The sequence below is a fragment of the Cryptosporangium sp. NPDC051539 genome, from assembly GCF_044454545.1.
Taxonomy (GTDB): Bacteria; Actinomycetota; Actinomycetes; order Mycobacteriales; family Cryptosporangiaceae; genus Cryptosporangium.
This window is the reverse complement of the sequence record NZ_JBITDV010000003.1, coordinates 679,634-705,800: the sequence shown is the minus strand read 5'-3', so window position 1 is coordinate 705,800 and position 26,167 is coordinate 679,634. Positions and strand designations below refer to the sequence as shown.

Annotated in this window: 23 protein-coding genes; 13 read left to right on the top strand and 10 right to left on the bottom strand. The window is 72.1% G+C overall.

Going from position 1 to position 26,167, the window contains the following annotated elements:
* Nucleotides 1-22 precede the first annotated feature (22 nt).
* Genes sufD through ACIBZJ_RS13500 form a run of 6 tightly spaced genes read left to right on the top strand, consistent with a single transcriptional unit; the run spans nt 23 to nt 4,391 of the window.
* Nucleotides 23-1,216, top strand: a complete 1,194-nt coding sequence (gene sufD, locus ACIBZJ_RS13525; RefSeq protein ID WP_395929120.1) for a Fe-S cluster assembly protein SufD — start codon at nt 23-25, stop codon at nt 1,214-1,216.
* Nucleotides 1,216-1,545: a non-heme iron oxygenase ferredoxin subunit gene (locus ACIBZJ_RS13520; RefSeq protein ID WP_395929022.1), complete on the top strand. Its 330-nt coding sequence runs from the start codon at nt 1,216-1,218 to the stop codon at nt 1,543-1,545. Before sufD ends, ACIBZJ_RS13520 begins: the two co-directional genes overlap by 1 nt.
* Entirely contained in the window at nt 1,542-2,309 is a 768-nt protein-coding gene (gene sufC, locus ACIBZJ_RS13515; RefSeq protein ID WP_395929020.1) for a Fe-S cluster assembly ATPase SufC, read from the top strand. Before ACIBZJ_RS13520 ends, sufC begins: the two co-directional genes overlap by 4 nt.
* The gene (locus ACIBZJ_RS13510) at nt 2,306-3,580 is read left to right on the top strand and encodes a cysteine desulfurase (protein ID WP_395929018.1); all 1,275 of its coding nucleotides are present in this window, start codon (nt 2,306-2,308) and stop codon (nt 3,578-3,580) included. The genes sufC and ACIBZJ_RS13510 overlap by 4 nt, the downstream gene beginning before the upstream one ends.
* The gene (gene sufU / locus ACIBZJ_RS13505; protein ID WP_395929016.1) at nt 3,577-4,041 is read left to right on the top strand and encodes a Fe-S cluster assembly sulfur transfer protein SufU; all 465 of its coding nucleotides are present in this window, start codon (nt 3,577-3,579) and stop codon (nt 4,039-4,041) included. Before ACIBZJ_RS13510 ends, sufU begins: the two co-directional genes overlap by 4 nt.
* Nucleotides 4,038-4,391: a metal-sulfur cluster assembly factor gene (locus ACIBZJ_RS13500; RefSeq protein WP_395929014.1), complete on the top strand. Its 354-nt coding sequence runs from the start codon at nt 4,038-4,040 to the stop codon at nt 4,389-4,391. The genes sufU and ACIBZJ_RS13500 overlap by 4 nt, the downstream gene beginning before the upstream one ends.
* Here ACIBZJ_RS13500 and ACIBZJ_RS13495 read toward each other — a convergent pair.
* Both ACIBZJ_RS13495 and ACIBZJ_RS13490 read right to left on the bottom strand, forming a co-directional pair.
* Nucleotides 4,365-5,570, bottom strand: a complete 1,206-nt coding sequence (locus ACIBZJ_RS13495) for an MFS transporter (protein WP_395929012.1) — start codon at nt 5,568-5,570, stop codon at nt 4,365-4,367. The genes ACIBZJ_RS13500 and ACIBZJ_RS13495 overlap by 27 nt on opposite strands.
* Before the next feature lie 15 nt (nt 5,571-5,585).
* Nucleotides 5,586-5,894, bottom strand: a complete 309-nt coding sequence (locus ACIBZJ_RS13490) for a hypothetical protein (RefSeq protein ID WP_395929010.1) — start codon at nt 5,892-5,894, stop codon at nt 5,586-5,588.
* A 144-nt stretch (nt 5,895-6,038) separates the two neighbouring features.
* Between ACIBZJ_RS13490 and ACIBZJ_RS13485 the strand changes: the two genes are divergently transcribed.
* From ACIBZJ_RS13485 to ACIBZJ_RS13475, 3 genes are all read left to right on the top strand, one after another.
* A complete protein-coding gene (locus ACIBZJ_RS13485) occupies nt 6,039-7,952 on the top strand; it encodes a histidine kinase (protein ID WP_395929008.1) in 1,914 nt (637 codons plus the stop codon).
* Complete coding sequence (locus tag ACIBZJ_RS13480; RefSeq protein ID WP_395929006.1) at nt 7,933-8,571, top strand: response regulator; 639 nt, start codon at nt 7,933-7,935, stop codon at nt 8,569-8,571. The genes ACIBZJ_RS13485 and ACIBZJ_RS13480 overlap by 20 nt, the downstream gene beginning before the upstream one ends.
* A 79-nt stretch (nt 8,572-8,650) precedes the next feature.
* Nucleotides 8,651-9,331, top strand: a complete 681-nt coding sequence (locus ACIBZJ_RS13475; RefSeq protein ID WP_395929004.1) for an acVLRF1 family peptidyl-tRNA hydrolase — start codon at nt 8,651-8,653, stop codon at nt 9,329-9,331.
* On the opposite strand, the gene ACIBZJ_RS13470 is transcribed toward ACIBZJ_RS13475, so the two are convergent.
* On the bottom strand, nt 9,318-10,202 hold the full coding sequence (locus ACIBZJ_RS13470) for a neutral zinc metallopeptidase (RefSeq protein ID WP_395929002.1): 885 nt from the start codon (nt 10,200-10,202) through the stop codon (nt 9,318-9,320). The genes ACIBZJ_RS13475 and ACIBZJ_RS13470 overlap by 14 nt on opposite strands.
* 176 nt (nt 10,203-10,378) lie before the next feature.
* Between ACIBZJ_RS13470 and ACIBZJ_RS13465 the strand changes: the two genes are divergently transcribed.
* A complete protein-coding gene (locus tag ACIBZJ_RS13465; protein WP_395929000.1) occupies nt 10,379-11,980 on the top strand; it encodes an ABC-F family ATP-binding cassette domain-containing protein in 1,602 nt (533 codons plus the stop codon).
* A gap of 57 nt (nt 11,981-12,037) precedes the next feature.
* On the opposite strand, the gene ACIBZJ_RS13460 is transcribed toward ACIBZJ_RS13465, so the two are convergent.
* The gene (locus ACIBZJ_RS13460) at nt 12,038-12,646 is read right to left on the bottom strand and encodes a hypothetical protein (RefSeq protein ID WP_395928998.1); all 609 of its coding nucleotides are present in this window, start codon (nt 12,644-12,646) and stop codon (nt 12,038-12,040) included.
* 1,558 nt (nt 12,647-14,204) lie between these two features.
* The gene (locus ACIBZJ_RS13455; protein ID WP_395928996.1) at nt 14,205-16,718 is read right to left on the bottom strand and encodes a hypothetical protein; all 2,514 of its coding nucleotides are present in this window, start codon (nt 16,716-16,718) and stop codon (nt 14,205-14,207) included.
* Between the two features lie 176 nt (nt 16,719-16,894).
* Between ACIBZJ_RS13455 and ACIBZJ_RS13450 the strand changes: the two genes are divergently transcribed.
* The gene (locus ACIBZJ_RS13450; protein ID WP_395928994.1) at nt 16,895-17,476 is read left to right on the top strand and encodes an enoyl-CoA hydratase/isomerase family protein; all 582 of its coding nucleotides are present in this window, start codon (nt 16,895-16,897) and stop codon (nt 17,474-17,476) included.
* Between the two features lie 118 nt (nt 17,477-17,594).
* Here ACIBZJ_RS13450 and ACIBZJ_RS13445 read toward each other — a convergent pair whose 3' ends face one another.
* The gene (locus ACIBZJ_RS13445; protein ID WP_395928991.1) at nt 17,595-18,368 is read right to left on the bottom strand and encodes an exodeoxyribonuclease III; all 774 of its coding nucleotides are present in this window, start codon (nt 18,366-18,368) and stop codon (nt 17,595-17,597) included.
* A 72-nt stretch (nt 18,369-18,440) separates the two neighbouring features.
* Here ACIBZJ_RS13445 and ACIBZJ_RS13440 point away from each other — a divergent pair, with 72 nt between their 5' ends.
* Nucleotides 18,441-20,303 carry an ABC transporter ATP-binding protein gene (locus tag ACIBZJ_RS13440; RefSeq protein WP_395928988.1) on the top strand — a complete coding sequence of 621 codons (1,863 nt, stop codon included), beginning with the start codon at nt 18,441-18,443 and terminating at the stop codon, nt 20,301-20,303.
* A 64-nt stretch (nt 20,304-20,367) separates the two neighbouring features.
* Here the strand turns inward: ACIBZJ_RS13440 and ACIBZJ_RS13435 are convergent, their stop codons facing one another.
* The 3 genes from ACIBZJ_RS13435 to ACIBZJ_RS13425 form a co-directional block, all read right to left on the bottom strand.
* The gene (locus tag ACIBZJ_RS13435; protein ID WP_395928986.1) at nt 20,368-22,704 is read right to left on the bottom strand and encodes a bifunctional polysaccharide deacetylase/glycosyltransferase family 2 protein; all 2,337 of its coding nucleotides are present in this window, start codon (nt 22,702-22,704) and stop codon (nt 20,368-20,370) included.
* 99 nt (nt 22,705-22,803) lie between these two features.
* A complete protein-coding gene (locus tag ACIBZJ_RS13430; protein WP_395928983.1) occupies nt 22,804-23,040 on the bottom strand; it encodes a hypothetical protein in 237 nt (78 codons plus the stop codon).
* A gap of 216 nt (nt 23,041-23,256) precedes the next feature.
* Nucleotides 23,257-24,567: a peptidoglycan-binding protein gene (locus ACIBZJ_RS13425; protein ID WP_395928981.1), complete on the bottom strand. Its 1,311-nt coding sequence runs from the start codon at nt 24,565-24,567 to the stop codon at nt 23,257-23,259.
* Between the two features lie 217 nt (nt 24,568-24,784).
* Between ACIBZJ_RS13425 and ACIBZJ_RS13420 the strand changes: the two genes are divergently transcribed.
* Complete coding sequence (locus ACIBZJ_RS13420; protein ID WP_395928979.1) at nt 24,785-25,504, top strand: methyltransferase; 720 nt, start codon at nt 24,785-24,787, stop codon at nt 25,502-25,504.
* Here ACIBZJ_RS13420 and ACIBZJ_RS13415 read toward each other — a convergent pair.
* Nucleotides 25,501-26,073 (bottom strand): helix-turn-helix domain-containing protein, encoded by a 573-nt coding sequence (locus ACIBZJ_RS13415; protein ID WP_395928977.1) that lies wholly within the window; start codon nt 26,071-26,073, stop codon nt 25,501-25,503. The two genes, ACIBZJ_RS13420 and ACIBZJ_RS13415, sit on opposite strands and share 4 nt — an antisense overlap.
* Between the last annotated feature and the right edge of the window lie 94 nt (nt 26,074-26,167).

Here is a 26,167-nt window from a genome sequence, read left to right as displayed (position 1 = left end):
GTAAGTGTCTAGCGATGCTCCTGTGCTCGCCGGAGCGCACAGCCACGGCGGGCCGGCCCCGCGCGGGCCGGTCGACGGTAAGCCGCCGGCCAGCAAGGCCGTGGCACTGCGGTCCTACGATGTGGCCGACTTCCCGCGGCTGACCGGCCGCGAGGAGGAGTGGCGCTTCACGCCGCTCGACCGGCTCCGTGGCCTGCACGACAGCACTGCGTCACCGGCACCGGCCGGCACGCTCGACGAGCGGGTGGGAACCCGCCGCGGCGACCTGCCGGCCGGCGTCCGCGTGGAGCACGTGGGCACGGACGACCCGCGGGTCGGGAGCGCGCTGACGCCGTTCGACCGCCCCTCGGCCGACGCGTACGGCAAGGCCGGCACCGCGACCGTCGTCACCGTGACCGACGTCGTCGACGAGTACGTGGTCGTCTCCCTTACCGGGAACAGCGTCAATGGTGCGAGCTACCACCACACGGTGCTCGACATCAGGCCGAACGCCGAGGTCAAGGTCCTCCTCGACCACGCGGGCAACGCGACGCTGGCCGACAACGTCGAGATCCTGGTCGGCGACAACGCGGGCGTCACGGTCGTGACCCGCACCGACTGGTCGGACGACTCGGTACAGCTGCAGCACCAGCGGGTGAAGCTGGGCCGCGACTCGCGGCTCACGCACATCCAGATCACGCTCGGCGGCGACCTGGTACGGCAGTACACGTCGGTCGAGTTCACCGGCCGCGGCGGCGAGATCGACGCCTACGGCATCTACTTCGCCGACGCCGGTCAGCACCTCGAGCACCGGCTGTTCGTCGACCACTCGGTGCCGGACTGCCGGTCGAACGTGGTCTACCGGGGCGCGCTGCAGGGTGTGGACGCGCACACGGTCTGGGTCGGCGACGTGCTGATCCAGGACGAGGCGACCGGTACCGACACGTACGAGATCAACCGGAACCTGGTGCTCACCGACGGCGCCCGGGCCGACTCGGTGCCGAACCTGGAGATCGAGACCGGCGAGATCGTCGGGGCCGGGCACGCCAGCGCGACCGGCCGCTTCGACGACGAGCAGCTGTTCTACCTGCAGTCGCGGGGCATCCCGGCCGACGAGGCCCGGCGGCTGGTCGTTCGGGGCTTCTTCGCCGAGATCACCCAGAAGATCGGCGACGAGGAACTGGTCGAAGCGATCACCCGCACGATCGACGCGCGGCTGGCGAAGGCAGGCGCGTGATGGCCTTCGTCCGTGTGTGCGCGGTCTCGGATCTGGAGGCCGACACCCCGAAGGCGGTCGACGTCGACGGGGAAGCGGTCGCGCTGGTCCACACCGACGGTGAGTACTTCGCGATCAAAGACGTCTGCTCGCACGCCGACGTCCCGCTCTCCGAGGGCGACGTGGAGGACTGCGCGATCGAGTGCTGGCTGCACGGCTCGCGGTTCGACCTGCGGTCGGGCAAGCCGACCGGCCTGCCGGCGACCAGACCGGTGCCCGTCTACCCGGTGCGGGTCGACGGCGACGACGTACTCGTATCTCTGACCACGAACCAGGAGTACCCCCAGTGAGCACGCTCGAGATCCGCGACCTCCACGTCAGTGTCCAGACGGGCGATGAGAGCAAAGAGATCCTGCGCGGGGTCGACCTCACCGTGAAGTCGGGGGAGACGCACGCGATCATGGGGCCGAACGGCTCCGGCAAGTCGACCCTCGCGTACTCGATCGCCGGTCACCCGAAGTACACCGTGACCAGCGGCAGCGTCCTGCTCGACGGCGAGGACGTCCTGGCGATGGCCGTCGACGAGCGGGCCCGCGCTGGACTGTTCCTCGCGATGCAGTACCCGGTCGAGGTGCCCGGCGTCTCGGTGTCGAACTTCCTGCGTACCGCGGCGACCGCGGTCCGCGGCGAGGCGCCGAAGCTGCGGCTTTGGGTCAAGGAAGTCAAGAGCGCGATGGAGACGCTGGGCGTCGACCAGTCGTTCGCCGAGCGCAACGTCAACGAGGGCTTCTCCGGCGGTGAGAAGAAGCGGCACGAGATCCTCCAGCTCGAGCTGCTCAAGCCGAAGATCGCGATCCTCGACGAGACCGACTCCGGCCTCGACATCGACGCGCTCAAGTCGGTCTCCGAGGGCGTCAACCGTGCCCGGGCCGCCGGTGACATCGGCACGCTGCTGATCACGCACTACACCCGGATCCTGCGCTACATCCGGCCGGACTTCGTGCACGTGTTCGTCGGCGGCCGGATCGTCGAAGAGGGCGGCCCGGAGCTGGCCGACGAGCTGGAGGAGTCGGGCTACGAGCGCTTCATCGCGGCCGGGGCGGCCACCTCATGAGCTATGACGTCGAGCTGATCCGCAAGGACTTCCCGATTCTGACCCGCCGCCTGCACGACGAGGACGGCGCCGAGGGTGTCCCGGTCATCTACCTCGACTCCGCGAACACGTCGCAGAAGCCGCAGATCGTCATCGACACGATGTCCGAGCACTTCGCGCGGCACAACGCGAACGTGGCCCGGGCCGTGCACACGCTCGGCTCCGAGTCGACGCTCGCCTACGAGGCGGCCCGCGACGCGGTGGCCGGCCTGATCCACGCGCCGAGCCGCAACGAGGTCATCTTCACGAAGAACTCGTCCGAGGCTCTGAACCTGGTGGCGTACTCGCTGGGGAACTCGGCCGGGCGCCCTTCCGACTCGGAGTTCCCGCTGGTGGGGCCGGGTGACGAGATCGTCATCTCGGAGATGGAGCACCACTCGAACATCGTCCCGTGGCAGCTGCTCTGCCAGCGCACGGGTGCGACCCTGCGGTGGTTCCGCATCACCGACGACGGCCGGCTGGACCTCTCCGAACTCGGCACGCTGATCAACGAGCGGACGCGGTTCGTCTCGTTCGTCCACCAGTCGAACATCCTGGGCACGCAGAATCCGGTCGAGCCGATCGTGTCGCGGGCGCGTCAGGTCGGCGCGCTGGTGATGCTGGACGCGTCCCAGTCGGTGCCGCACATGCCGGTGAACGTGGCCGACCTGGGCGTCGACTTCATCGCGTTCACCGGGCACAAGATGGTCGGCCCGACCGGCATCGGGGTGCTCTGGGGCCGGTCGGACCTGCTGAACTCGATGCCGCCGTTCCTCGGCGGCGGCGAAATGATCGAGACCGTCTCGATGGACGGCTCGACCTACGCCGAGGTGCCGCACCGGTTCGAGGCCGGCACGCCCCCGATCGCCGAGGCCATCGGGCTCGGCGCGGCGGCCCGCTACCTGCTCGACCTGGGGCTGGAGAACATCCAGGCGCACGAGCACCGGCTGGTCGAGTACGCGCTGCCCCGGCTGCACACCGTGCCGGGGCTCACGATCGTCGGACCCGACACCACCGAGATGCGGGGCGGCACGATCTCGTTCTCGCTCGGGGCGATCCACCCGCACGACATCGGGCAGTACCTGGACGAGCTGGGCATCGCGGTCCGGGTCGGGCACCACTGCGCGCGCCCGACCTGTGTGCGGTTCGGGGTTCCGGCGACGACCCGCGCGTCTTTTTACCTCTATACGACCGAAGCGGAAATCGACGCGCTCGTCGACGGGTTGCATCAGGTTGTGAGGTTCTTCGGATGAGTGGACTGTTCGGCGACGCCATGTACCAGGAGATCATCCTGGATCACTACAAACACCCGCACGGCAAGGGTCTTCGTGACCCGTTCGAGGCGCAGGTGCACCACGTCAACCCGACCTGCGGCGACGAGGTGACGCTGCGCGTGCACCTGGCCGGTGACAACGTGGCAGACGTCTCGTACGACGGGGCCGGCTGCTCGATCAGCCAGGCGTCGGCGTCGGTGCTGCACGAGCTGCTCGTCGGGCAGTCGGTGGCCGACTCGTTCAAGACCGTCGACACGTTCGTCGAGCTGTTGCAGTCGCGCGGCCAGGTCGAGCCGGACGAGGACGTGCTGGAGGACGCGATCGCGTTCGCCGGCGTCGCGAAGTACCCGGCCCGGGTGAAGTGCGCCCTGCTGGCGTGGATGGCATTCAAGGACGCGACGGCTCAGGCCGTCGCTGACTCGGAGAGGACAACGGCATGACGGAACCGGTAGCGCCGGGCGGTGCCGCCCTGGACATCGCCAAGATCGACGACGTCGAAGAGGCCATGCGTGACGTGGTCGACCCCGAGCTCGGCATCAACGTGGTCGACCTCGGCCTGGTCTACGGCATTCACGTCGACGACACGAACATCGCGACGATCGACATGACGCTGACCTCGGCGGCCTGTCCGTTGACCGACGTCATCGAAGACCAGACCCGGGCCGCGCTGGTGAGCGGTGGCCTGGTCGAGGACTTCCGGGTGAACTGGGTCTGGATGCCGCCGTGGGGCCCCGACAAGATCACCGACGACGGCCGTGAGCAGCTACGCGCTCTGGGGTTCAACGTCTGATCCGAGTCGCCGCCGGGCCAGGACCAGCAGCCCGGCGGCGGGCGCCAGCGCGAGAGACCCCGCGACGAGCGCGGCCCGCAGCGACCACCACGTCCCGATCGCGCCGAGCGCCGGGCCGCCCGCCACCTGACCGGTCGCGTCGAACATGTCGCGGGCCGAGAGCACGGTGGCCCGCACGCCCGGGTCCGTACGCTCCACCAGCCACGCGCTCAGCACCGGCGCGAACGCCGTCCGCGCCGCCGCCAGCGCCAGCGCGGCCCCGATCGCGATCCACACGTTCGTGACGAGCCCGAACACGATCGTCGTGACGAACAGGACGCCGACGACCCCGAGCAGCAGCGTCATCGTGTCGCCGGTGCGGGTCGAGACGATCTGCGTCACGACCAGGCCGAGCAGCGTCGCGGCCACCCCGAGCACGCTGAACCAGGTCGCGGCTTCCGGGCCCGGAAGCCGGAAGTTCGCCAGCAGGTGCGCACCCCAGAGCCGGTCGACCGCCTCACTCCACCCCCCGACCAGCGCGACCACCCCGAACACGACCAGGAACGCCGGCCGGACCCGGATCAGCCCCCAGGCGGCCCGCACGGTCTCGCCGGCGCCGGCCTCCGCGCCGGTCGCCGGGCGCCCGCGCTCGGACATCACGAACGGCAGCGCGGCTGCCGCCGCGATCAGCACGCCACCCCCGAGCAGCAGCGGCAGGTTCAGCCGGACGCCCGCGACCAGCCCGCTCACCGCGGTGCCCACGAGCGTCCCGACCAGGCCGGCCTGCGAACCGCGCAGGTACACCCGGGTGAGGTCCGCCGTTCCCACCTCGCCGGCGATCCAGGCTTCCAGCGCCCCGCTGACCAGCGCGTATCCCAGCGCGCCGACGACCTGCGCGGCCAGGATGCCGTAGAACACCGGCAGCAGCCCCTCGACCACACACCCGGCTCCGAGCACGGCGACCCCGGCCACCACGCACGCCCGAGCGCTCCCGATGTCGGCGAGCACCCCGGTCGGCAGCTGGAACCCGAAGTACGCAGCCTCGAGCGCGGTGCCGACCAGCACCAGCTGCAGTGGGTTCAGTCCGGCGGCGTCCACCCGGTAGACGACGACCGTCGTGTACACGAGCCCGGACACCGCCGCCATCGCGAACTGGATCCCCAGGAACACCCGATACGACGGCACAGCGTCAGAAGACACCCGCCGCCAAACGATTTACCGGGCGGCGAGGTCCACCGGGGCGGTCCGCCGGCTCTCGCGCCGCTGCCGCAGCCACGCGCCCAGCGCCACCAGCCCGAACCCGGCTCCGTAGATCACCGCGTTCACCACCAGGTAGGGCCACGGCGTGGCGCCGCTCCGGTCGAACGCCGCGTCCGACCCGCGCACCCACTGCAGCGTCAGCGACGTCGACTGGAACGTGAAGACGAACGAGTGCACCGCCAGGTAGGCGACGAACGCGGCCGTCCGCGAGGAGAGAAAGAACCCGAGCGGCAACGGCAGCAGGACGAGCAGGATCAGTTCCATGAGTCGTTCCTTCCGATGAGGTGACACCAGCGTCGGCCCGGGGCCGACGCGGGACATCCCGGCCGGCACGGCTCGTGCCTGCGGATCCGACCTGCGTGCTGGCACTGATGCGCCGACCCGGCCCGACCAGGCACGATGACCGGCATGGTGGCTCGAATCCCGGTGCCCCGGGCCGCGCTGCCGCCGGTGCTGGTGTTCGCGGCCGGTGCCGCGCTGCAACTGGTCTACGTTCGCACCGGGCTCGGCGACGCGGTTGCGGTGACGTCCGTGGCGCTTCTCGTCCTGGCCGTCCCGGTCGTGTTCGGTGTGCTGCTCGGCGCCCGGGTGCCGGGCAACCCGGTCGGGCCCGCGCTGGCCTGGGTCGGCGCCGCACCGTGCGCCACGTTCGCGGTCGAGGACTGGGGCGCGTCCCCGTGGCCCGGTTCCGGCGTCGTCGGCGTCCTCTCGCCCGGCGTCTGGGTCTGGAACCTGGCCGGGTTCGTGGCGCTCTGCCTGGTGTTCCCGAACGGGCTGCTGCCCGGATGGCGCCGGGTCGCCGGGCTGGCGGGCGTGGCCGGGCTCGTCGTCAACGCGACCGGCGCCGTCGCCGCCGGCACCACCTCGGTTCCGGTCCTCGCCGCCGCGGTGCCGGTCGGCTTCGGTAGCTGCCTCGCCGCGCTCGGCGCCGCCGTGGTGTCGCTGGTCGTGCGGTACCGGCGGGGCGACGAGGTCACCCGGTGGCAGCTCCGTTGGCTCGTCCTCGGCGCCGGCACGGTTCCGGTGCTGCTCGCGGCCGGCTGGGTGGCGCAGTCGTTCGGGGCGTCTCCGGCGCTCGCCTACACCGGGTTCCTGCTCGCGATGCTGCTGGCGGTCCCGGCCGCGGTGCTCGTCGCGGTGCTCGCCCACGACCTGTTCGACGTCGACCGGCTGCTCGGCCAATCGCTGTCCTGGCTGGTCACGACCGTGCTCTCGGCCGCGATCTTCGCCGGGGCCGTGGCGCTGGCCGGTGTGCTCGGCGCCGACAGCAGGCTGGGCGTCACCGGGGCGGCGTTCGTGACCGCGCTGGCACTCCAGCCGCTGCACCGGCGGCTGGCCGAGTCGATCGGCCGGATCGTCGACCGCGACCGTTACGTGCTCACCGCCCGGCTCCGCGCGTTCGTCGGCGAGGTGCGCGACGGCACCACGTCACCGGACCGGACCGAGGACGTGCTCCGCGGGGTTCTCGGCGATCCCGGCCTGCGTCTGCTGCTCCGACGCCCCGGTGAGGGCCAGGCGTACGTCGACATCGCCGGGAGTCCGGCCGACCCGCCGGAGGAGCACACGATCCCGCTGCGCTCCGGCGGTGCCGACGTCGGGCTCTTGGCGCTCGGCACGGCGTCGGCCCGGCGGTTGCGCCGCGCCCGCGAGGCCGCGGTCGAGGCGCGTCTCCCGATCGAGGTGGTCCGCCTCCAACTGCATCTGGCGGACGCGTTGCGCGAGGTCAGCGCGAGCAGGCAGCGGCTGCTGACCGCCACCGCCCAGGAGCGCCGCAAGCTCGAGCGGGACCTGCACGACGGGGCCCAGCAGCGCATCGTCGCGGTCGGGATGCGGTTGCGGTCGCTGCAGCGGACCGTCGGGCCGGAGGCGGTCCGTGAACTCGACACCGCGGTCGAATCGCTGGAGGCCACGATCGCCGAGCTCCGGCGGCTGGCCCAGGGTGTGCGGCCGAGCCTGCTCGACGACGGGCTGCCGGTGGCGTTGCAGGCGCTGGTCGGCGACAGCCCGATCCCGGTCGAACTCGCGGTGGACGACGTGCGGGTGTCCGACCCGGTCGCGACCTCGGTCTACTACCTGGTCGCCGAGGCCTACGCGAACGCGCTCAAGCACGCCGGCGCCGGCCGGATCCTGATCGCGGTCACCTCGGCCGGGGAGATCCTGCGCGTGGAAGTGTCCGACGACGGGGTCGGCGGGGCCGGCACCGAACTACCGTCCGTCCGTGACCGGATCGCCGCGGTCGGCGGTTCGCTGGCGGTGCACAGCCCACCCGGCGGTGGCACGACCGTAACCGTGGAGATCGCTCATGCGTGTGCTGGTCGCTGACGACTCGGTGCTGTTCCGGGAGGGCCTGGTCCGGTTGCTCACCGAGGCCGGCCACGACGTCGTCGCCCAGGTCGGGGACGCCGACGCGCTCGTCCGCGAGGTCGACGCGCAGACGCCCGACCTCGCGGTGATCGACGTCCGGATGCCGCCGACGATGACCGACGACGGGGCGCGCGCCGCCCGCCGGTTGCGGGAGGATCATCCGAGCCTCCCGATGATGCTGCTGTCCCAGCACGTCGAGACCCGGCATTCGGTAGCGCTGGTCGCCGGGGGCGGGTTCGGCTACCTCCTCAAGGACCGCGTACTCCGGGTCGACGACTTCCTGGACGCCGTGCGCCGGGTCGCGTCGGGGGGATCGGCGCTCGATCCGGAGGTCGTGGGGGCGCTGCTCGCGCCGCCGGGCCGGTGGCGCGCGCTGACCGCCCGGGAGAACGAGGTGCTCGCGCTCGTGGCCGAGGGTCAGTCGAACGCGGCGATCGCCGGGCGGCTGCGACTGGCCGAGCGGACCGTCGAGTCGCACATGCGCAGCATCTTCGGCAAGCTCGCGATCGCCGACACCGGCGAGCACCACCGCCGGGTGCTGGCCGTGCTCGCCTATCTCGCGGCGCGCCGCCGATAGCCCCGGTCGGGCCCGCGCGGCCCCGCCGCCGGGCGCGCGCTGCGCTCGTTCGCCGGCCGGCTGACTAGGCTGCTCGGCCATGGGGAGACAGCCGGCGGCCGGCGGAGGTCGCTGGGTCGAGATCCCGCCGGAGCGCCTCGAACGCTGGTTCGCCGGTTTCGCCGACCGGCACGGCGGGATCGGCGGCGTCGAGCGCGACCCGGACCTGCGGTTTCTCTCCGTCCTCGGCGTCGACGGGGCGCTCGCTGAGTGCCACCCCGCGTTCCCACCCCTGGCCGGCGACGGTGACCCGCTCCCGGCGCTCGTCGCGCACGCGGCCCGCGCTCGTCGCGTCGGCGTGTTGCTCGTGCGGCTTGGCGGGTACGCGGCCGGCATCTTCGACGGCGCGACGCTCGTCGCGTCCAAAGTCGATTCCCGGCTGGTGCACGGCCGCAACAAGGCCGGTGGACAGTCCGCGCAGCGGTTCGCCCGCCGTCGCGAGGGCCAGGCCCGGCAGCTGACCGACGCCGCCGCGGCGGTGGCCGAACGGATCCTGCTCCCGGAGGTGAAGACCCTCGACGCGGTCGTCCTCGGCGGCGACCGCGCGGCGGTGGAGGCCGCGCTGGCCGCCCCGCCGCTGGCGCCGCTGCGGGCCCTCGCCGTGGATCGGTTCCTCACGGTGCCCGATCCACGGCTCGCGGTGCTGCAGGCCGCCCCGGACGCTTTCCGCGCCACCCGCATCCGCGTGGTGGACGCGGGTGACCGGCTTACGCGCGGTTGAGCGTGTCGCAGCTCTTCGGGTCGCCGCTCGACTGACCGGTGTTGAACCACTGCTCCCGCTGCGCCGCCGAACCGTGGGTCCACGTCTCCGGGTTCACCCCGCCACCCGACTGCTGCTGGATCCGGTCGTCACCCACGGCGCCGGCCGCCTGGATCGCGGACTTGACGTCCTCGGCCGAGACGCTCTTCACCAGGCTCTCCGCGCCACCGCTGGCGTTCTTCGTCCAGACGCCCGCGTAGCAGTCGGCCTGCAGTTCCAGCGCGATCGAGTACTGGTTCTCCTTCGACGGGTTCTGCTGCTGCAGCTTCCGGATCTCGCCCTCGAACCCGGACAGGTACTGGATGTGGTGCCCGAACTCGTGCGCGAGCACGTACGCCTGCGCGAACTCGCCCGGCGCGCCGAACCGCTGCGCGAGCTCGTCGTAGAACCCCAGATCGATGTAGATCCGCTGGTCACCGGGGCAGTAGAACGGCCCGACGGCCGAGGAGGCCTGCCCGCAGGCGGTGTTCACGGCCTGGGTGAAGAACCGTAGCTTGGGGTCGGTGTACTTGGCGCCGATCGCCTCGGTGCCCTGGGTGCTCCAGTAGTCGCGGAGGTCGTCGAACACCGCGACCTGGCGGCACTCGACGTTGTCGAACCGCTGCGCGTTGCTCGTGGCGCAGGTCTGCGCCAGGCCCGCCGTGCTGCTCGGTGCCGGTGAGGCCGAGTCGTTGCCGAGCGTGTTGTATCCCAGCAGCGCTAACACCACGGTGACGATGACTCCTAGCGCGCCGCCACCGATGACCATCGGGCCGCCGCCGAAGCCGCCCCCACCGCCCCGCGCATCCTCGACCTGGGAAAGATCCAGGTTGGCGTCGTCATCGAAGTCCATCGCTCGCACTCCCGTTCCGGGCCAGGGGTCGCCGGTCCGATACCCCGCGGGCGACGGCGTCAACCTAGCGGGCCCAAAACCTCCTCGGAACCGGCGGGTAGACTGGCGGGGTGAACTCGTAGACCGACCCTCGCCCTGAAGACCTGTTCGGCCCGTCCGTCTGCGAGGAAATTCCCTTGATCACCGTTTCCGGGCTTGAGCTGCGCGCAGGTGCGCGCATCCTGCTCTCCGACACCACGCTGCGCGTTCAGCCCGGCGACCGTATCGGCCTGGTCGGCCGCAACGGCGCCGGGAAGACGACCACGCTGAAGGTGCTGGCCGGTGAAGGTCTGCCGTACGCCGGGCACGTCGAGCGCCGCGGCGAGGTCGGCTACCTCCCGCAAGACCCCCGCACCGGCGACCTCGACGTCACCGCCCGCGACCGGGTGCTCTCCGCCCGCGGGCTCGACATCCTGCTGCACGACATGGACAAGGCGCAGGTCGCGATGGCCGAGGCCGTCACCGATGCCGACCGCGACAAGCTCGTCCGCCGCTACGGCCGCCTGGAAGACCAGTTCGCGGCGCTCGGTGGCTACGCCGCCGAGAGCGACGCGGCGCGCATTTGCGCGAACCTCGGCCTTCCCGACCGCGTCCTCGGCCAGCCGCTGCGCACGCTGTCCGGCGGTCAGCGCCGCCGTGTCGAGCTGGCCCGCATTCTTTTTTCGGACGCCGAGACGCTGCTGCTCGACGAGCCCACCAACCACCTGGACGCCGACTCGATCACCTGGCTGCGTGACTACCTCAAGGGGCACAAGAGCGGGCTGATCGTGATCTCGCACGACGGCGATCTGCTCGAGGCCGTCGTCAACAAGGTCTGGTACCTGGACGCGAACCGGGCCGAGGTCGACCAGTACAACCTGGGGTGGAAGGCGTACCACGCGCAGCGCGAGGCCGACGAGCGCCGCCGCAAGCGCGAGCGGGCAAACGCCGAGAAGAAGGCCGGCGCGCTGATGTCGCAGGCCGACAAGATGCGGGCCAAGGCCACCAAGGCGACGGCCGCACAGAACATGGCCAAACGAGCCGAGAAGCTGCTGGCCGGGCTGGCTGACGAGCGGGTGTCGGACAAGGTCGCCAAGGTGCGGTTCCCGACTCCCGCGCCCTGCGGGCGCACCCCGCTGACCGCGTCGGGCTTGTCGAAGAGCTACGGCTCGCTGGAGATCTTCACCGACGTCGACCTGGCGGTCGACCGGGGCACCCGGGTCGTGGTGCTGGGCCTCAACGGTGCCGGCAAGACGACGCTGCTGCGCCTGCTCTCGGGCATGGAGCAGCCGGACACCGGTGCCGTGGAACCGGGGCACGGGCTGAAGATGGGCTACTACGCGCAGGAGCACGAGACGCTCGACACCGAGCGCTCGGTGCTGGAGAACATGCGGTCGGCGTCGCCCGACAGCTCCGACGGGGAGATCCGGCGGCTGCTCGGCGCGTTCTTGTTCTCCGGTGACGACGTCGACAAGCCGGCCGGCGTGCTCTCCGGCGGCGAGAAGACGCGGCTGGCGCTGGCCGGGCTGGTGAGCTCGGCGGCGAACGTCCTGCTGCTCGACGAGCCGACGAACAACCTCGACCCGGCGAGCCGCATCCAGGTGCTGGACGCGCTGACCACGTACACCGGCGCGGTCGTCCTGGTGACGCACGACCCGGGCGCGGTCGAGGCGCTCAAGCCGGAGAAGGTCATCCTGTTGCCGGACGGGGTCGAAGACAACTGGTCGGACGACCTGATGGAGCTCGTGTCCCTGGCCTGAGCCGGACGCGACCGAGGGCCTGGGCCGGGGGCGGTGAGCCTGGCGGGCTGCCTGGGACTACCGGGCGGTTGCGGCTGTGGTGGTGGTGTCGTTGCCCCCGCCGCCCGCCGCATCGGTGGGGCTGGAGGCCGTGGTGGGCGCGTCCGTGGTCGGTGCGTCCGAGGTCGGAGCCGCGGTGGTGGGAGCGGTGGTGGTCGGGGCGTCCGTGGTGGGTGCGGCGGTGGTCGGTGCGGCGGCGACCGGTGCCGTCGCGGCTGCGCTCGGCTTGGCGCTTGCGGTCGGCTTGGCGGTCGCACCCGCCTTGATGGCGGCGGTCGCGGACGGTGACGCCGCGGTGGTGCGGCCGCCGGCCTCGTTCCCGCCCGTTCCGCCTGCGGCGTTCGAGGTGGACGCCTTCGGGCTGGGCGCGGTGGACGTCTGCGTCTCGGCGACGGCCTTCCCGTCGGGGAACAGCGTGTCCAGACCGACCGAGCCGCCGGTGAAGAGGCTGAACGCTAATAATCCGATGTAGAGCAGGCAGCCCGCGGACACGATGCCGGCGATGCCCCGGATGTACCGCCGGCGGCGTCCGGTCGTGTCGACGAAGACTGGAACCGGTGAGGGCGAGAGGGTGTCGCCGATCGGTTCGAGACTCTGCGTGATATCGGAGGGTGCGACGCTGTTCACGCTTTGACAGTAGTGACTCTTTCGTCCCGTGCTTATCTCACGCTGAGTTACCTCTATAGCGGGGCCAATGCGGACAGAGCACTGCGTCATTTAGGTGCGAGTCCGGACAAACCCGAGATGGAACAACGGTTCCGACTATCAGGTAACTCACAGTAATCAGGTGTCGGGTTTGCGACATTGGCTACTGAGGGTGACTGTGCAAATGCGAATGGTGAGTTTTTGGGGTTTGGGCAGGTCGGGGGATCGGGAGTGTCCAGTGGGGACTCCGTTGTGCGGGCCTGAGCGATCTGTGATGGTCTCGTCGCTTTCGGTGAAGCAGGAGCGTTCTGGACGCGGGCGTGGGGAGGCCCGGGTGGTCGGTCGCGTCGCTCGGCGAGGTTCTGTCCACGCGACGGGCCGACGCGAGGTCGGCGGGTCGGCGGGTCCGCAGGTCGCCGGGTCGGGCGGGTCGCCCGGCCCCGACTCGGTTTCTCGGATCGCAGGTGCCGACAGGGTCGGTGGGGTCGGCGGGGTAGCTGGGGTCGCAGGTCAGGGTCGCCGTGCTCTCTCGGGTCGCCGGGTCGCCCGGCTCGACGGCTCTCTCAGGTCGCAGGTGCCGACAGGATCGTCGAAGGTTGCGGGGATCGCCGGATCAGCGGAATCGCCGCGTCAGTGAGATCGCGAGGTGGCGAGGTGGCTGGGATCGCACGGGTCGCCGGGGGTTGCCGGGGGTTGCCGGGGGTTGCCGGGGGTTGCCGGGGGTTGCCGGGGGTTGCCGGGGGTTGCCGGGGGTTGCCGGGGGTTGCCGGGGGCGAGGTCGCCGACGCGGCGAGGTTCTGCGGGATTGCCGGGTCGCCGGGTTGCCTAGGTGGGCAGGGTCAGCGGGTCGGCTGGGATCTCTCGGGTTGTCGGGGTCGCGGGGTTACCGGGGCCGGGTCCTCGGGGTGGTCAGGATCCGCGAGGGCGCTGGATTCGGCGGGGTCGCCAGGGCGGAGTGGCCCGGCTAGTGCGGCTCGCGGGCCGCTGGCTCGCGGGGTTGCGGGGTGGGGCTGCCCCGCTCGGCGAGGTCGCCAGGTCGGGGGTTGGGGCGGGATCGGCGGGTCGGCCGGGGTCTCTTGGGTTACCGGGTCGCGGGGTTGCCGGGGGGCTGGGTCGCCAGGCTCGGTGGGGTCGCGGAGCCCGGCGGGGGTGAAGTCGGCCGAGCTGCCGAGCTGCCGAGCTGCCCGGGTGACCAGGTCGGCGGGGGCGGCGAGGCGGGGTGCCCGGTGTGGACCGGGGCGGTGGCCGCGGGTGGGGGCGACGGGCGTCGCTCGCGTCCTGGGAGACACGGTCGGGCTCTGGCTGCTGTGCGGGCTCAGGGGCCGGAGGGGGGTCAGGCGAGGCGGTCGGGTGTTACGGGCCGGATGAGCGCCTGTGCGCGCCACCGGGGGCGTCCGGGAAGGCCCGGGAAGGGTCGGGCTCCGGTGGGGCGAGCGGCCTGGGGACGTGGGCCCGCCGGGTTGAGAGTGGTGAGGCTTTCGCGACAGCTGAGGTCCGGGTTCCGAGGAGCCCGCCCCGGGGGCGACGTGGCCGCCCCCGGTCACCCCTGGCGGCGTCCGCCGCCCTGGTTGTTGCCGCCCGGGTCGGGACTCGCGTCCGGGCTCGCCGAGCCGGGATCCTGGTCGTCGGTCGGGTCCGGGGAGTCGCTGGCCCTGGTCCGGGTCGGCCGCGTGTCGGGCTCGTCCTGGGTCGGATCGACCACCGGCGGCGCCGGCTTGGTCTGCGGGGCAGTCGGAGTGGTCGAGCGGCGGCTGGTCGTCGGCTTCGAGGCCTGGGTGGCCGCGGCCGACGGGCTCTTGCTCGGGACCGTCGACTTGGTCGCCGCCGGGGTCGGGCTCGTCGTCGGGTCGTCCTTGTCGCCGACGATCGCGCCGCGCATGACTTCCGGACCGGCGGTGAGGCTGACGATGATCCCGATCAGGAACAGCAGCGCGATGATGCCGACGATCCGGAACGCGATCTTGAGCAGCTTGCTCCGGCGGCCGCTGCTGTCGACGAACACCGGGCGGCCCATGTCGTCCGGACGCTCGAACATCTGGGTCGCCTGGTCGTCGCCACCCTGAGGGAGGCCCGGGATCCGGGGCAGGTCTTCCGGCCGTCGGATGATCTGGGTCGACGCCTCGTCGAGCGGCGGGCCGCCGACGCGGGTCGCGCTGTTGTCGGGGACACCGGACGCCGGGCGCGCGATGAACATCTCGGTGCGCTCGTTGTCGGGGTCGCGGAGGGCCCGATCCAGCGGTGACCGGTCCAGCGGCGCGCGGTCGGTCTGTTTGGGCAGGACCATAGTCGATTCGGAGTCCAGCGGGGGCGGGGGGACCGGCCCGCGCCTCGGGACGTCGCCGGGGAGCGCGTTCGGCACCGTGCGGGCGGCGGGGTCCACCGGCGGTTCGCCGGGGCGGCCCAGGGGCGGCAGGCCGAGTTCCTCCGGACGGACCCGTCGGGTCTCCATGCCCTCTTCGTCCGCGTACCCGTCGGAGTACCCGCCCCGAGGGTAAGCGCGGTCGTCGCGCCCGGGCCCGCGCTCGTCGCGAGGTGCGCGGTCGTCTCGGGGTGCGCGGTCGTCCCGAGGCGCGCGGTCGTCGCGCCCGGGTGCGCGGTCGTCTCGGGGTGCGCGGTCGTCGCGTGAGGGGCGGCCGCCGCGGTCGTCGTAGGCGGCCCGCTGGTCGTACTCACCGCGGCGCCGCTCGTCCCGCCCGCCGGAGTCACGTCCCCGGTCGTCACGTCCCCGGTCGTCCCGCCCGGCGGGATCCCGGCGAGCGGAAGTGCGGCCGCGGTCGTCACGCCCGATGGGCTCCCGCCCGGACGCGTCGCGCCCGGACGAGTCGCGCCCGAGGGGGTCTCGGCCGGAGGCGTCCCGCCCTGCGGCGTCCGGGCCGCGGTCGTCCCATGCTCGGCCGTCTCGGCCGTGGTGGTCGGGTCCGCCGGGGTTGCGGCGGTCATCGCGGGCGCCCGGGTCGCGGCGGTCGTCGTACCCGCGGGGGTCGTCGGGCCCCGGACCGCTCGCGGCGCCGCGTCGGTCGTCGTACCCGCCGTCGTCCGCGCGCCCGCCGGCGCCCCGCCCGTCGTCGTACCCACGAAGGTCGTCCGGGGCGCGTCCGCCTCCACGCAGATCGTCTGCGGCGCGTCCGGCTCCGCGAAGGTCGTCGGCGACGCGTCCGGCTCCGCGGAGGTCGTCGGTGGCGCGTCCGGCTCCTCGGGGGTCGTCCGCGGCGCGGCGCAGGTCGTCCGGGGCCCTTCCGGCTCCACGCGGGTCGTCCGGTGTGCGGCCGGCTAACCGCGGGTCGTCCGGTGTGCGGCCGGTGGCGCGCCGGTCGTCGTAGCCGGCGGCGGCCGGGTCGCGGCGGTCGTCGTATCCCCGCGGGTCGTTCGTGGGGCGCCCGCCGGCGCGGCGGTCGTCGTAGCCGTCGTCGTCCGGTCCGCGGCCGTAGCCGCCGCGGTAGTCGTCGATGCGCTCGGTGCGGTCGTCGCCCCGGTCGTAGTCGCCGTAGGCCGCCCGCTGGTCGTAATCGCTGCGATCGGGCCGCCGCCCCCGCTCGTCGAGCCCTCCGCGCTCTGCCACGCCTCCGCGGTCCGCGAGCCCTCCGCGGTCCGCGACGCCTCCGCGGTCCGCGAGCCCTCCGCGGTCCGCGAGCCCTCCGCGGTCCGCGGGCCCGCGCTCTGCGACGCCTCCTCGGTCCGCAGCGCCGCCGCGGGCCGCGAGGACGGTCGGTTCGCCGTGGCCCGCGTAGTCGTCGCGGGGCCGGTCGTCGTAGGCGCGGTCGTCGTAGGCCCGGCCGTCCGGCGGGGTGCTGGCGACGTGCGGGTACGCGTCCTCCCGGCGGCCGGCGCCGTAGGCGTCGTCGTAGCCTCCGGACGCGCCCCGCGGCTCCGGGGACGAGCGCGGCGCGGGCGGACGAGCAGGCTCCGGAGCGGCACGCCGACCGCGGTCGCGATAGCCGTCAGCCTCGGGCAACGCGGCCCGGCGGTAGCCGCCCGCCTCAGAGTCCGCACCGCGTGGAGGGTCGTACGTCCCTCCGCGCGGGCGGGCATCGTCATACGGGTAGCCGGGAGCCATGGCTTTCAGAGTAAGGCGTCCCACGAACCGTTCACGATCTGGAGCCGGGACTCCCACCCGTTCGGCCCTATTACTACCGACATTTGTTAGGCCCTGACGGTGCGTAATCTCGACGAGAACGGGAGTAAACGGAAGGGGATGGTGTGTCCGAGGTGCTCACGGTAACGATCGGCTCGATGCGATCGTTCGACACGCTCGCGCAACTCGGCCGCGAGCTCACCGGCGACGTCAGGGTACTGGTGGTCGAGGTTTCGAACTGGACGACCGACCTCAGAACGCTCACCGACGAGACGCTCGTCGACTACCAGAAGTCGGTCGCCCGTCTCCAGCGGGCCGATCTGATCGTCGTGACCACCGCCCGGGGCACCCTCACCGGGCTGGCCGCCGAACTGGCGCTGATCGGCGACCTCCGGCTCTTCGCCGCCGACACCGAACTCGCGCTCACTGCCGTCCACGACGGGCTCGTCCCGGTGCTCGGCACCACCCAGCGACTGACCGATCTGGTCGGCCCCGCGAGGGCGACCGAACTCCTGCTCACCGGCCGTCCGATCGGGGCCCCGGAAGCCGAACGCCTCGGCCTGGCCACCACCGTGGTCGGGCTCGGCGAGCTCGATCCCGCGCCGCTGGCCGAGGCGCTGCGCCACACCGACCGGGACGCGCTGACCGAGATCAAGGCGCTCATGAGCGCCGTCCGGCACCACGACCCGCTCACCGCCGAACGTGAGGCCTTCCTCCGCCTCACCGCCGGCGACACCTGATCGCCCGCCGCCGGCGACACCTGATCGCCCGCCGCCGGCGACACCTGATCGCCCGCCGCCGGCGACACCTGACCCCTCGCCACGCCCTCGCCGCCGGCGACACCTGACCCCTCGACGCCTAGTCGGCGGTATCCACGACCACCGGCGCGTGGTCCGACGGTCCCTTGCCCTTCCGCGCGTTCCGGTCCACGTAGGCGTCGCTCACGGTGGCGGCCAGGGCGGCGTCCGCATAAAAGAGATCGATGCGCATGCCCTTGTTGTTGGGGAACGCACCGGCGCGGTAGTCCCAGTACGTGAACGGATAGTCGTACTTCAGCGGTCGCGGGAACACGTCCACCAGACCGATCGCGCGGAGCGAGGCCAGCGCCTCCCGCTCGGCCGGCGTGACGTGGGTGGCGCCGACGAAGGCGGCGGGGTCGAAGACGTCGTCGTCGGTCGGCGCGACGTTGAAGTCGCCGGTCACGACGAACGGACCCGATCCGAGCTCGGCCTGCACCGTCGTGCGCAGGGCGGCCAGCCACTCGAGTTTGTACGCGTAGTGCGGGTTGTCGGGCTCCCGGCCGTTCGGCACGTACACCGACCAGATCCGCACCCCGCCGCAGGTCGCCCCGACCGCGCGCGGTTCCGGTCCGGGGAAACCGGGCTGGTCGACCAGCCCCCGGGTGACGTTCTCCAGCCCCACCCGCGACAGCAGCGCGACGCCGTTCCACCGCCCGTCGCCGTGCGCGGCGGTCTCGTACCCGAGTGCGGCGACCGCGTCCGCCGGGAACGCCGCCGTGGTGGTCTTGATCTCCTGCAGCGCGACGACGTCCGGCTTGGTGTTCTCCAGCCAGTCGAGCAGCCGGGGGAGCCGCGCGGTCACACTGTTCACGTTCCAGGTCGCCAGGCGCACGGATCCCATCCTGCCAGCGCCGGGAATCCGCGGGCAGGATTACAGCGTTGCAGCGCCACGGAGGTGCCCACTATGACCCAGCCCATGGCCGCGATGCAGATGATGCGGTCGCTGCGCCGCGAACCCGGCGACCAGCGGAAGCTGCCGCCGGGGACGTGGAAGCGGATCTTCGCGTTCGCGAAGCCCTACCGGCGCGACATCGTGGTGTTCCTGACCGCGACCGTCGTGTCGTCGGTCATCGCGGTCGTCACGCCGCTGCTGGCCGGCCGGGTCGTCGACGCGATCACCCGTGGTGGCCCCCGGAGTGCGGTGGTCACGGTGGCGCTGGTGATCGCCGGGCTGGCCGTGGTCGACACCGTCCTCTCGATGGTCGGCCGCTGGTTCTCGTCCCGGATCGGCGAGGGCATCATCCTGTCGCTGCGCAGCCGGGTGTTCGGGCACGTCCAGCGGATGCCGGTCGCGTTCTTCAGCCGCACCCAGACCGGCGCACTGATCAGCCGCCTCAACAACGACGTGATCGGCGCCCAGCGCGCGTTCACGTCCACGCTGTCGGGGGTCGTGTCCAACGTCATCGCGCTGATCCTGACGCTCGCGGTCATGCTCACGCTGTCGTGGCAGATCACGGTCGCCGCGCTGGTGCTGCTGCCGATCTTCGTGCTCCCGGCCCGCCGGGTCGGCCGCCGCCTCGCGTCGATCACCCGCGAGGCCGCCGAGCTCAACGCGTCGATGAACACGACGATGACCGAGCGCTTCAACGTCGCCGGGGCGATGCTCGTGAAGCTGTTCGGCCGGCCCGAGGAGGAGGAAGCGGCGTTCACGAAACGGGCGGCCCGGGTCCGGGACGTCGGCGTGCTGAGCGCCGTCTACTCGCGAGCGTTCTTCGCCGCGCTGACGCTGGTCGCGGCGCTGGCGACGGCGCTGGTCTACGGCGTCGGCGGGTGGCTCGCGCTGACCGGCGGCCTGTCCGCCGGTACGGTCGTGAGCCTGGCGCTGCTGCTCACCCGCCTCTACGGGCCGCTGACCGCGTTGTCCAACGTCCAGCTCGACGTCGCGAGCGCGCTGGTGAGCTTCGACCGGGTCTTCGAAGTCCTGGACCTCCAGCCGATGATCACGCCCGGCGAACAGACCATCCCCGCGACCGCGAAGTCGGTCGAGTTCCGGAACGTCTCGTTCAGCTACCCGGCCGCCGACGAGGTCTCGCTCGCCTCGCTGGAGGAGGTCGCGGTTCTCGACACCGCGCCCCGCACCGAGGTGCTCCACGGCATCGACTTCGAGGCCCGCCCGGGTCAGCTGGTCGCGCTGGTCGGCCCCTCCGGGGCCGGGAAGACCACGATCTCCCAGCTCGTTCCCCGCCTCTACGACGTGGACGCCGGGGCCGTGCTCGTCGGCGGTGTCGACGTGCGGCAGGCCACGTTCGCGTCGCTGCGGGACGCGGTCGGGGTCGTCACGCAGGAGGCGCACCTGTTCCACGACACGATCCGGGCCAACCTGCTGTTCGTGCGGCCGGACGCGACCGAGGAGCAGATGTGGTCGTCGCTGGCCCGTGCGCGGATCGAGCCGCTGGTCCGGTCGCTGCCGGACGGGCTCGACACGGTGGTGGGGGAGCGGGGGCACCGGCTCTCCGGCGGCGAGAAGCAGCGGCTCGCGATCGCGCGGCTGCTGCTCAAGGCGCCGGGCGTCGTCATCCTGGACGAGGCGACCGCGCACCTGGACTCCGACTCCGAGCTAGCCGTCCAGCGTGCGCTGGACGAGGCCCTCGACGGCCGGACCGCGCTGGTGATCGCCCACCGCCTGTCCACGGTCCGCAACGCCGACGTCATCCTGGTCGTCGAGGAGGGCCGCATCGTCGAGCGGGGCACGCACGAGTCGCTGCTGGCCGCCGACGGCCTCTACGCGAACCTCTACCGCACCCAGTTCGCACCGGCCGCGGTCTGACACCCGCCGCGGTCTGACACCCGCCGCGGTCTGACACCCGTCGCGGTCTGGCACCGGCCGGGGTCTAACGCGGCGCGGTGCTGACCTCGCCGGTCCGGCGCAGCTTCTGCCAGCGGAGGCGGGCGCCGGTCAGCGCGGTCGCCACCGACTGGATGAGCACCACGTACATCAGCTGGCGGTACACGATCTGCTGGAGCGGGAACGCCCAGAGCGGCCGCAGCGGTTCGCGATCGAGCCGGAACGCGATCGCCGCGATGATCAGCTGGGCGGCGAGCATCCCGACCCACCCCGCGACGGTCAGGGCCGCGTCGTAGTAGAGCAGCCCGTAGATCAGGAACACGTCGATCAGCGGCGCCAGCAGCGGCAGCACGACCCCGAACAGCGCCAGGAACGGCAGCCCGACGCGTCCGAACCGGCCCGACGCCCCGCGGTCGAAGAACGCGCCGCGGTGCTTCCACATCGCCTGCATCGTCCCGTACGTCCACCGGTACCGCTGGGTCGCGAGCTGGCCGATCGTCGCCGGGGTCTCGGTCCAGGCCCGTGCGGTGTCCTGGTACACGACCCGCCAGTCGGCCCGGCTGAGCGCCATCGTCAGGTCGGTGTCCTCGGCGAGTGTGTCGTCGCTGACGCCGCCGACCTCGTCGAGCGCCTCGCGCCGGAACGCGCCGATCGCGCCGGGCACGGTCGGCATGCACCGCATGATCTCGTAGGCCCGCCGGTCGACCGCGAACCCGGTCACGTACTCGATGTGCTGCCAGCGGCCGAGCAGGCTCCCGCGGTTGCCGACCTTCACGTTGCCGGCCACCGCGCCCACGGTCGGATCGGCGAACGGCTGGACCAGCGCGGCGACGGAGCCCGGCTCGAACAGCGTGTCGCCGTCGACCATGATCACCAGCGGCCGGTCGCCGGCCGCGGTCCCGATGTTGAGCGCACGGGCCTTTCCACCGTTCGCCACCCGGATCACCCGGACGTGGTCGAGCCCGAGTGAGGCCACCAGGTCCGACGTCCCGTCGGTCGATCCGTCGTCGACCACCACGACCTCCACCGGGACCGGGCTGCCGTCCGAGGCCCGGCCGACGTAGTCGCTCGCGACCAGCGACCGGACCGCGGCCACGATGCCCGCGCTCTCGTTGTAGGCCGGGACGACGACCGTCACCGGCAGCGTCACCGGCGGACGGGTGTTCCGCTTGCGCTCCCGCCGCCGCTTCGCCAGGTGCCGTCCGGTGAGCACGAGCATCAGCAGCAGCCGGGCGATCGTCAGGCCGCCGACGACGATCAGCAGGTAGGCGCACCAGAGCACGAACTGGTGGGCCAGCCAGATGCCGTACAGGACCGCGCGTCCCCGCCAGAGCTCGCTGCCGGTCGCGGCCCGGTGGACGGTCGCGGTGCTCCCGTCCCCGAAGTCGATCCCCCGGCTGAGTGTCGTGAAGGTGTAGCCGAGCTTCTTCATCGCGGGGATGTAGATGTCGAGCGCGGCGACCGTCTGCGCCCGGTTCCCGCCGGCGTCGTGCATGAGGACGACGGCCCCGGCGCCGTTCTTCGGCGTCGCGTTCTTCACGATCTGCCGGACGCCCGGCCGCGCCCAGTCCTCGCCGTCGGTGTCGGCGACGACCGTGACGTAGTTGAGCGCTCCGCCCTCCTTGATGATCGGCCAGTACGTGTCGTCGATCGCGTCGGCCGTGGAGGAGTACGGGAAGCGGAGCAGCGACGTGGTGTCGCCGGTCGCGCCGACCACCGTCATCTGGGTGGCCGAGTACTGCAGGCGCCGCTCCCAGGCCGGAACCGTCGACATGTCGGAGTGCGTGAACGTGTGGATGCCGATCTCGTTGCCCTCGGCGTGCACCCGGCGGGCCATCTCCGGCGACTCGGTGATCCGGGCGCCGACCATGAAGAACGTGCCGTGGATGTCGTGCTTCTTCAGCACGTCGAGGATCTTCGGCGTCCAGGTCGGATCGGGGCCGTCGTCGAACGTCAGCGCGATCGTCTTGGCCCGCATCCGGAACGACGAGGTGGTGCGGCCCTGGGTCGTGTCGATCACCGGCCCGCCGTCGATGATCTGGTCCGGGACTTCGTCGGCGGGTCCGGCCTCGTGGACGGTGCTCGACGCACCGACGGAGGCGGTCGCGACCGCGTTGAGGAACAGCACCGCGCAGAGGAACACCAGCAGGACGACGACCACCGGAACGCGTCCGCGGGCCTTCCGTTCGCCACGCTGCCGCTGGTGCGGGCTCGGCGTCCACCGCCGGCCGAGCAGCCGCGAGGCCGCGGGAGGCGGCTTCGGACTGCCGCCGGGCCCGTTCGGCTCGCTGAACTGCGTGCGGTCGGCCGCGGCCGCGCCGTCAGCCCGCGCGGCGGGGGCGTGTTCGTCGGGCTGCTGCGGGCGGGGCGCGGACCGGGGCATCGCAGTCCTTCGGTCGGGCCGGCCGGAGCCGGCGGGCGAGCGACGCGCACCGCCGGGCCCGCTGCTTCTCGGGGCTCGCTGCCTCCCCGGGCCGGTTGCCTACCCGGCCGAGGCCGAGACGCTCGCCGACGCGCTGACGCTCGGCATCGCGGTCGACAGGTCCACGGACGAGCCGAACAGGCCGGTGGCCATCGCGCCCAGGTACAGGACGAACGCCAGACAGGCGAGAACGGTCAGGACCCGCAGCCACCGGGCGCGGCGTCCGGTCGAGTCGACGAAGACGGGCCTGGAGGCGCCGGCCTGGTCGGTGACGGTGCGTAATTCGGTGAGGCTCATGAGGGCAAGACTAAAAGTGCCACGAACCTCGCTAATCGGGCTCACAGTCGTAACAAAGTGCCCAATTCACTCACGCCCTGACCAGTAAATACGGACATTACCGGATCATCCTATCGCTGCAGAGCGTCAAACTACGCATAGCGGACGACCGGGCATTCCCCGGTCGTCCGCGTGATGCCTAGGAACCTCTTGGGTTGGGTGACGGTGGGTGATCGATCAGGCGCCGAGCGCGATCCAGGTTGCCCGGTCGACGACACCGGTGACCGTCAGGTGGTGCGAGCGCTGGAACGTCGTGACCGCGGCCTGGGTCTTGCTCGCGAACAGGCCGGTCACCTGCGGGAGCGCGAGCCGCTTCTGCAGGGCGGTGACCGCGGCGCCCTTCGAGCCGTACTTCAGCGTGGTAGCCCGGTACTGCGCCAGCGGGCTGACCGGCTTCGCGGCCGGCTTCGTGATCGGCTTCGCGACCGGCTTGGTCACGGTCGTGGTGGTCGGCTTGGACGTCGTGGCGGGCTTGGACGCGCTGGTGGCCGGGCTGCCGGGCTGGTAGGCGACCAGGAGCGCGCGCCAGGTGGTGGCGTCCACCACGGCGGTGGCCGGAAGGCCGTGGGCGGCCTTGAACGCGACGATCGCGGACGCGGTGTCCGTCCCGAACGTACCGTTGGTCCCGAGCCCCAGCCCTCGCTGCAGCGCGGTCACCGCGTTGCCGTTCGCGCCGGACTGCAGCTGCGCGCCGGAGAACTTCACCAGGCTGCTGTAGGCCGCGCTCGAGCCGGTCGGAGCCGTGACGACCGGGAACGACGCACACCTGGTCTTGTTGACGCCCCGGTAGGGCGCCGCGTAGTTCAGGTCGGCGACCCGGCACGGCCCGTAGTCCACGGCCGCCACCGATCCGGTCCAGAACGACGTCCGCTTCATCGCGCCGGCCCAGCTCAGGCTGAAGTGCACGTGGTCGCGGTGGCAGGTGGTGTCCATGCCGGCCTCGGGGTGCGACGCGCAGGTCGAGTACGGCTTCCAGGCCTGGTTGTAGCTGCCCCAGATCTTCCCGTTCCAGATGATGTACATGACGCCGAGCCGGCGCGCGTTGGCGTACTTGTTGCCGGCGGCGTCGGTCGCGAACAGCCAGTTGAGCACCGCGGTGGCCTGGGCGGCCTGAGCCGGCTTGCGGATCGAGTTCATCCAGTCGACGGCCCGGCCGTCGTAGTGCTCGCTGGTCATCGTGCCGGTGCAGCCTCTGGTGACGCCGTACGAGGTGCCGGGGTAGGTGGCCTTGAGCAGCGCGCCGAACGCGATCGAGCCAGGCTTGTCCACCCACTCGCAGGAGGTCTGCGGGATGTAGGGCGACAGCGGTTCGATGCCGCTCGGGAGGTTCGAGGGCGCAGCCGGCGTGTTCACCGGCGCGGGTGCGGGCACCGTCACCGGGTCGGCGGCCGCGGCGGCCACCGGCGCGAGGCCGACGCCGCCGAGTACGGACAGAGCGAGGGCGGCACCGAAGGTACGGAGGCGGCGGGGCTTCGAGAACGTCGTCACGGAGGCTTTGTCGGCGCGTGCCGGTTGCATCCTGACCGGAAGGGTGCCCGCGCACCCGTCCCGCTCCAAGGGGGATCCCCGCTCGCTCCCGGTTACTCAGGGTGAATTGCGGGGTGGCGAGCCCTATCTCTGTCTCAAATAATGGCCCGGGGTCTGCCGGTGCGCCGCATGCTGCGCTTAAGGTCCGCACAGACTGGTTGTGACGGGGAGGACAGCAGTGGACGGATACGCGGCTGCGGCGCAGTACTACGACTTACTGCACGCCGAACGCACCGCGGCCAGGGCACGCGCCCTGCTCGCGGCCGCCGGGGGCGAGATCCGGCACGGCATTCTCGACCTGGGCGCCGGCACCGGATCGGTGATCGCGGCGCTGGCGGCCGAAGTGCCCGAAGTGCCTGTCGTGGCGGTGGAACCGTCGGTGGGGATGCGGACCGCCCTGTACGCGCGGTTATCGGCCGACCCGGAGCTTCGGCGCCGGACGACCGTGCTGCCGGAGGCGGCGGAGCGGTTCGAGGTGTCGGAGTTCGCGGATCTGGCGGTGTGTCTCGACACCAGCCCCGCGTTCCCGCCGCCGTACCGGTCGGACATCTGGCAGCGGGTGCGGGCCGCGCTGGTGCCGGGAGGGGTGTTCCTGCTGGACGAGCCGCACCTCACCGAGCCGGTGGTGCAGGAACCGCGAGAGCTCGGCCGGGTCGCGGTCGGGACGCACACGGTCGTCGGGTCGGTACGGGGCGAGCCCGCCGGCCAGCGGCAGTGGTGGGAGTACCGCTACACGGTGCTCGACGCCGAGGGCGAGGTGCTCTCCGAGGAAGAGACCGAGTTCTACACCTGGCCGGTCACCCCGGACGACGTCCGCGCCGAACTGACCGACGCCGGCTTCGTGGTCAAGGACGACATCGAACTCGACGGAATCACCGTGCTGCAGGCCAGGCGCTAACGGCGCCGGACGGCTTCCTCGACCAGGTCGAGGACGGTGCCGAGTTTGTCGGCGGGGCGGCCCATGGCCAGGTGGAGCACCAGGCCGTCGAGGGCCAGTTCGAGGAAGCGCTGGAGCGTGTCGAGGTCGACGTCCTCGCGCAGGACGCCCGCCTCGCGCTGGCGGGTCAGCCGGTCGTGCGTGGCCTGCGAGATCGCCTCGGAGCGGGCGGCCCAGCGGGCGGCGAAGTCCCTGTCGGTGCGCAGGCGGCGTGACACCTCGAGTTGTGTACCGAGCCACCCGGCCTGCTCCGGGCTGAACTCGTCGTCCAGGAGGTTGCGCATCACCTGTACGAGCCCCTGCTCGGCCACGACGGCGGCCATCTCGGCGGCGTCGTCCTCGGCGACGGCGAGGAACAGCGACTCCTTGTCGCGGAAGTGGTGGAAGATCGCTCCGCGGGAGAGCCCGGTCTCTTCCTCCAGCCGGCGTACGGTCGCGCCTTCGTAGCCGTGGCGGGCGAAGCACGCCCGCGCACCGGCGAGGATTTCCTGCCGTCGGGCGTCGAGGTGCAGCTGGCTGACCTTGGGCATGTCACCGATCGTGTCAGCCGCGGTGCAATCGTGCAATCCGTACGTCTGGTTTCCAATGCCAACGGTCCCCGCGGCGTGCGCCGCGGGGACCGCC

Excerpts from the sequence above, each read along its gene's own strand:
- ACIBZJ_RS13475 (WP_395929004.1), top strand. The coding sequence starts at position 8,651 with ATGGGGAGACAGCCGGCGGCCGGCGGAGGTCGCTGGGTCGAGATCCCG.
- ACIBZJ_RS13485 (WP_395929008.1), top strand. The coding sequence starts at position 6,039 with ATGGTGGCTCGAATCCCGGTGCCCCGGGCCGCGCTGCCGCCGGTGCTG.
- ACIBZJ_RS13415 (WP_395928977.1), bottom strand. The coding sequence starts at position 26,073 with ATGCCCAAGGTCAGCCAGCTGCACCTCGACGCCCGACGGCAGGAAATC.
- ACIBZJ_RS13435 (WP_395928986.1), bottom strand. The coding sequence starts at position 22,704 with ATGCCCCGGTCCGCGCCCCGCCCGCAGCAGCCCGACGAACACGCCCCC.
- ACIBZJ_RS13500 (WP_395929014.1), top strand. The coding sequence starts at position 4,038 with ATGACGGAACCGGTAGCGCCGGGCGGTGCCGCCCTGGACATCGCCAAG.
- ACIBZJ_RS13510 (WP_395929018.1), top strand. The coding sequence starts at position 2,306 with ATGAGCTATGACGTCGAGCTGATCCGCAAGGACTTCCCGATTCTGACC.
- ACIBZJ_RS13480 (WP_395929006.1), top strand. The coding sequence starts at position 7,933 with ATGCGTGTGCTGGTCGCTGACGACTCGGTGCTGTTCCGGGAGGGCCTG.
- ACIBZJ_RS13455 (WP_395928996.1), bottom strand. The coding sequence starts at position 16,718 with ATGGCTCCCGGCTACCCGTATGACGATGCCCGCCCGCGCGGAGGGACG.
- ACIBZJ_RS13520 (WP_395929022.1), top strand. The coding sequence starts at position 1,216 with ATGGCCTTCGTCCGTGTGTGCGCGGTCTCGGATCTGGAGGCCGACACC.
- ACIBZJ_RS13430 (WP_395928983.1), bottom strand. The coding sequence starts at position 23,040 with ATGAGCCTCACCGAATTACGCACCGTCACCGACCAGGCCGGCGCCTCC.
- ACIBZJ_RS13440 (WP_395928988.1), top strand. The coding sequence starts at position 18,441 with ATGACCCAGCCCATGGCCGCGATGCAGATGATGCGGTCGCTGCGCCGC.
- ACIBZJ_RS13450 (WP_395928994.1), top strand. The coding sequence starts at position 16,895 with ATGCGATCGTTCGACACGCTCGCGCAACTCGGCCGCGAGCTCACCGGC.
- ACIBZJ_RS13490 (WP_395929010.1), bottom strand. The coding sequence starts at position 5,894 with ATGGAACTGATCCTGCTCGTCCTGCTGCCGTTGCCGCTCGGGTTCTTT.
- sufU (WP_395929016.1), top strand. The coding sequence starts at position 3,577 with ATGAGTGGACTGTTCGGCGACGCCATGTACCAGGAGATCATCCTGGAT.
- ACIBZJ_RS13470 (WP_395929002.1), bottom strand. The coding sequence starts at position 10,202 with ATGGACTTCGATGACGACGCCAACCTGGATCTTTCCCAGGTCGAGGAT.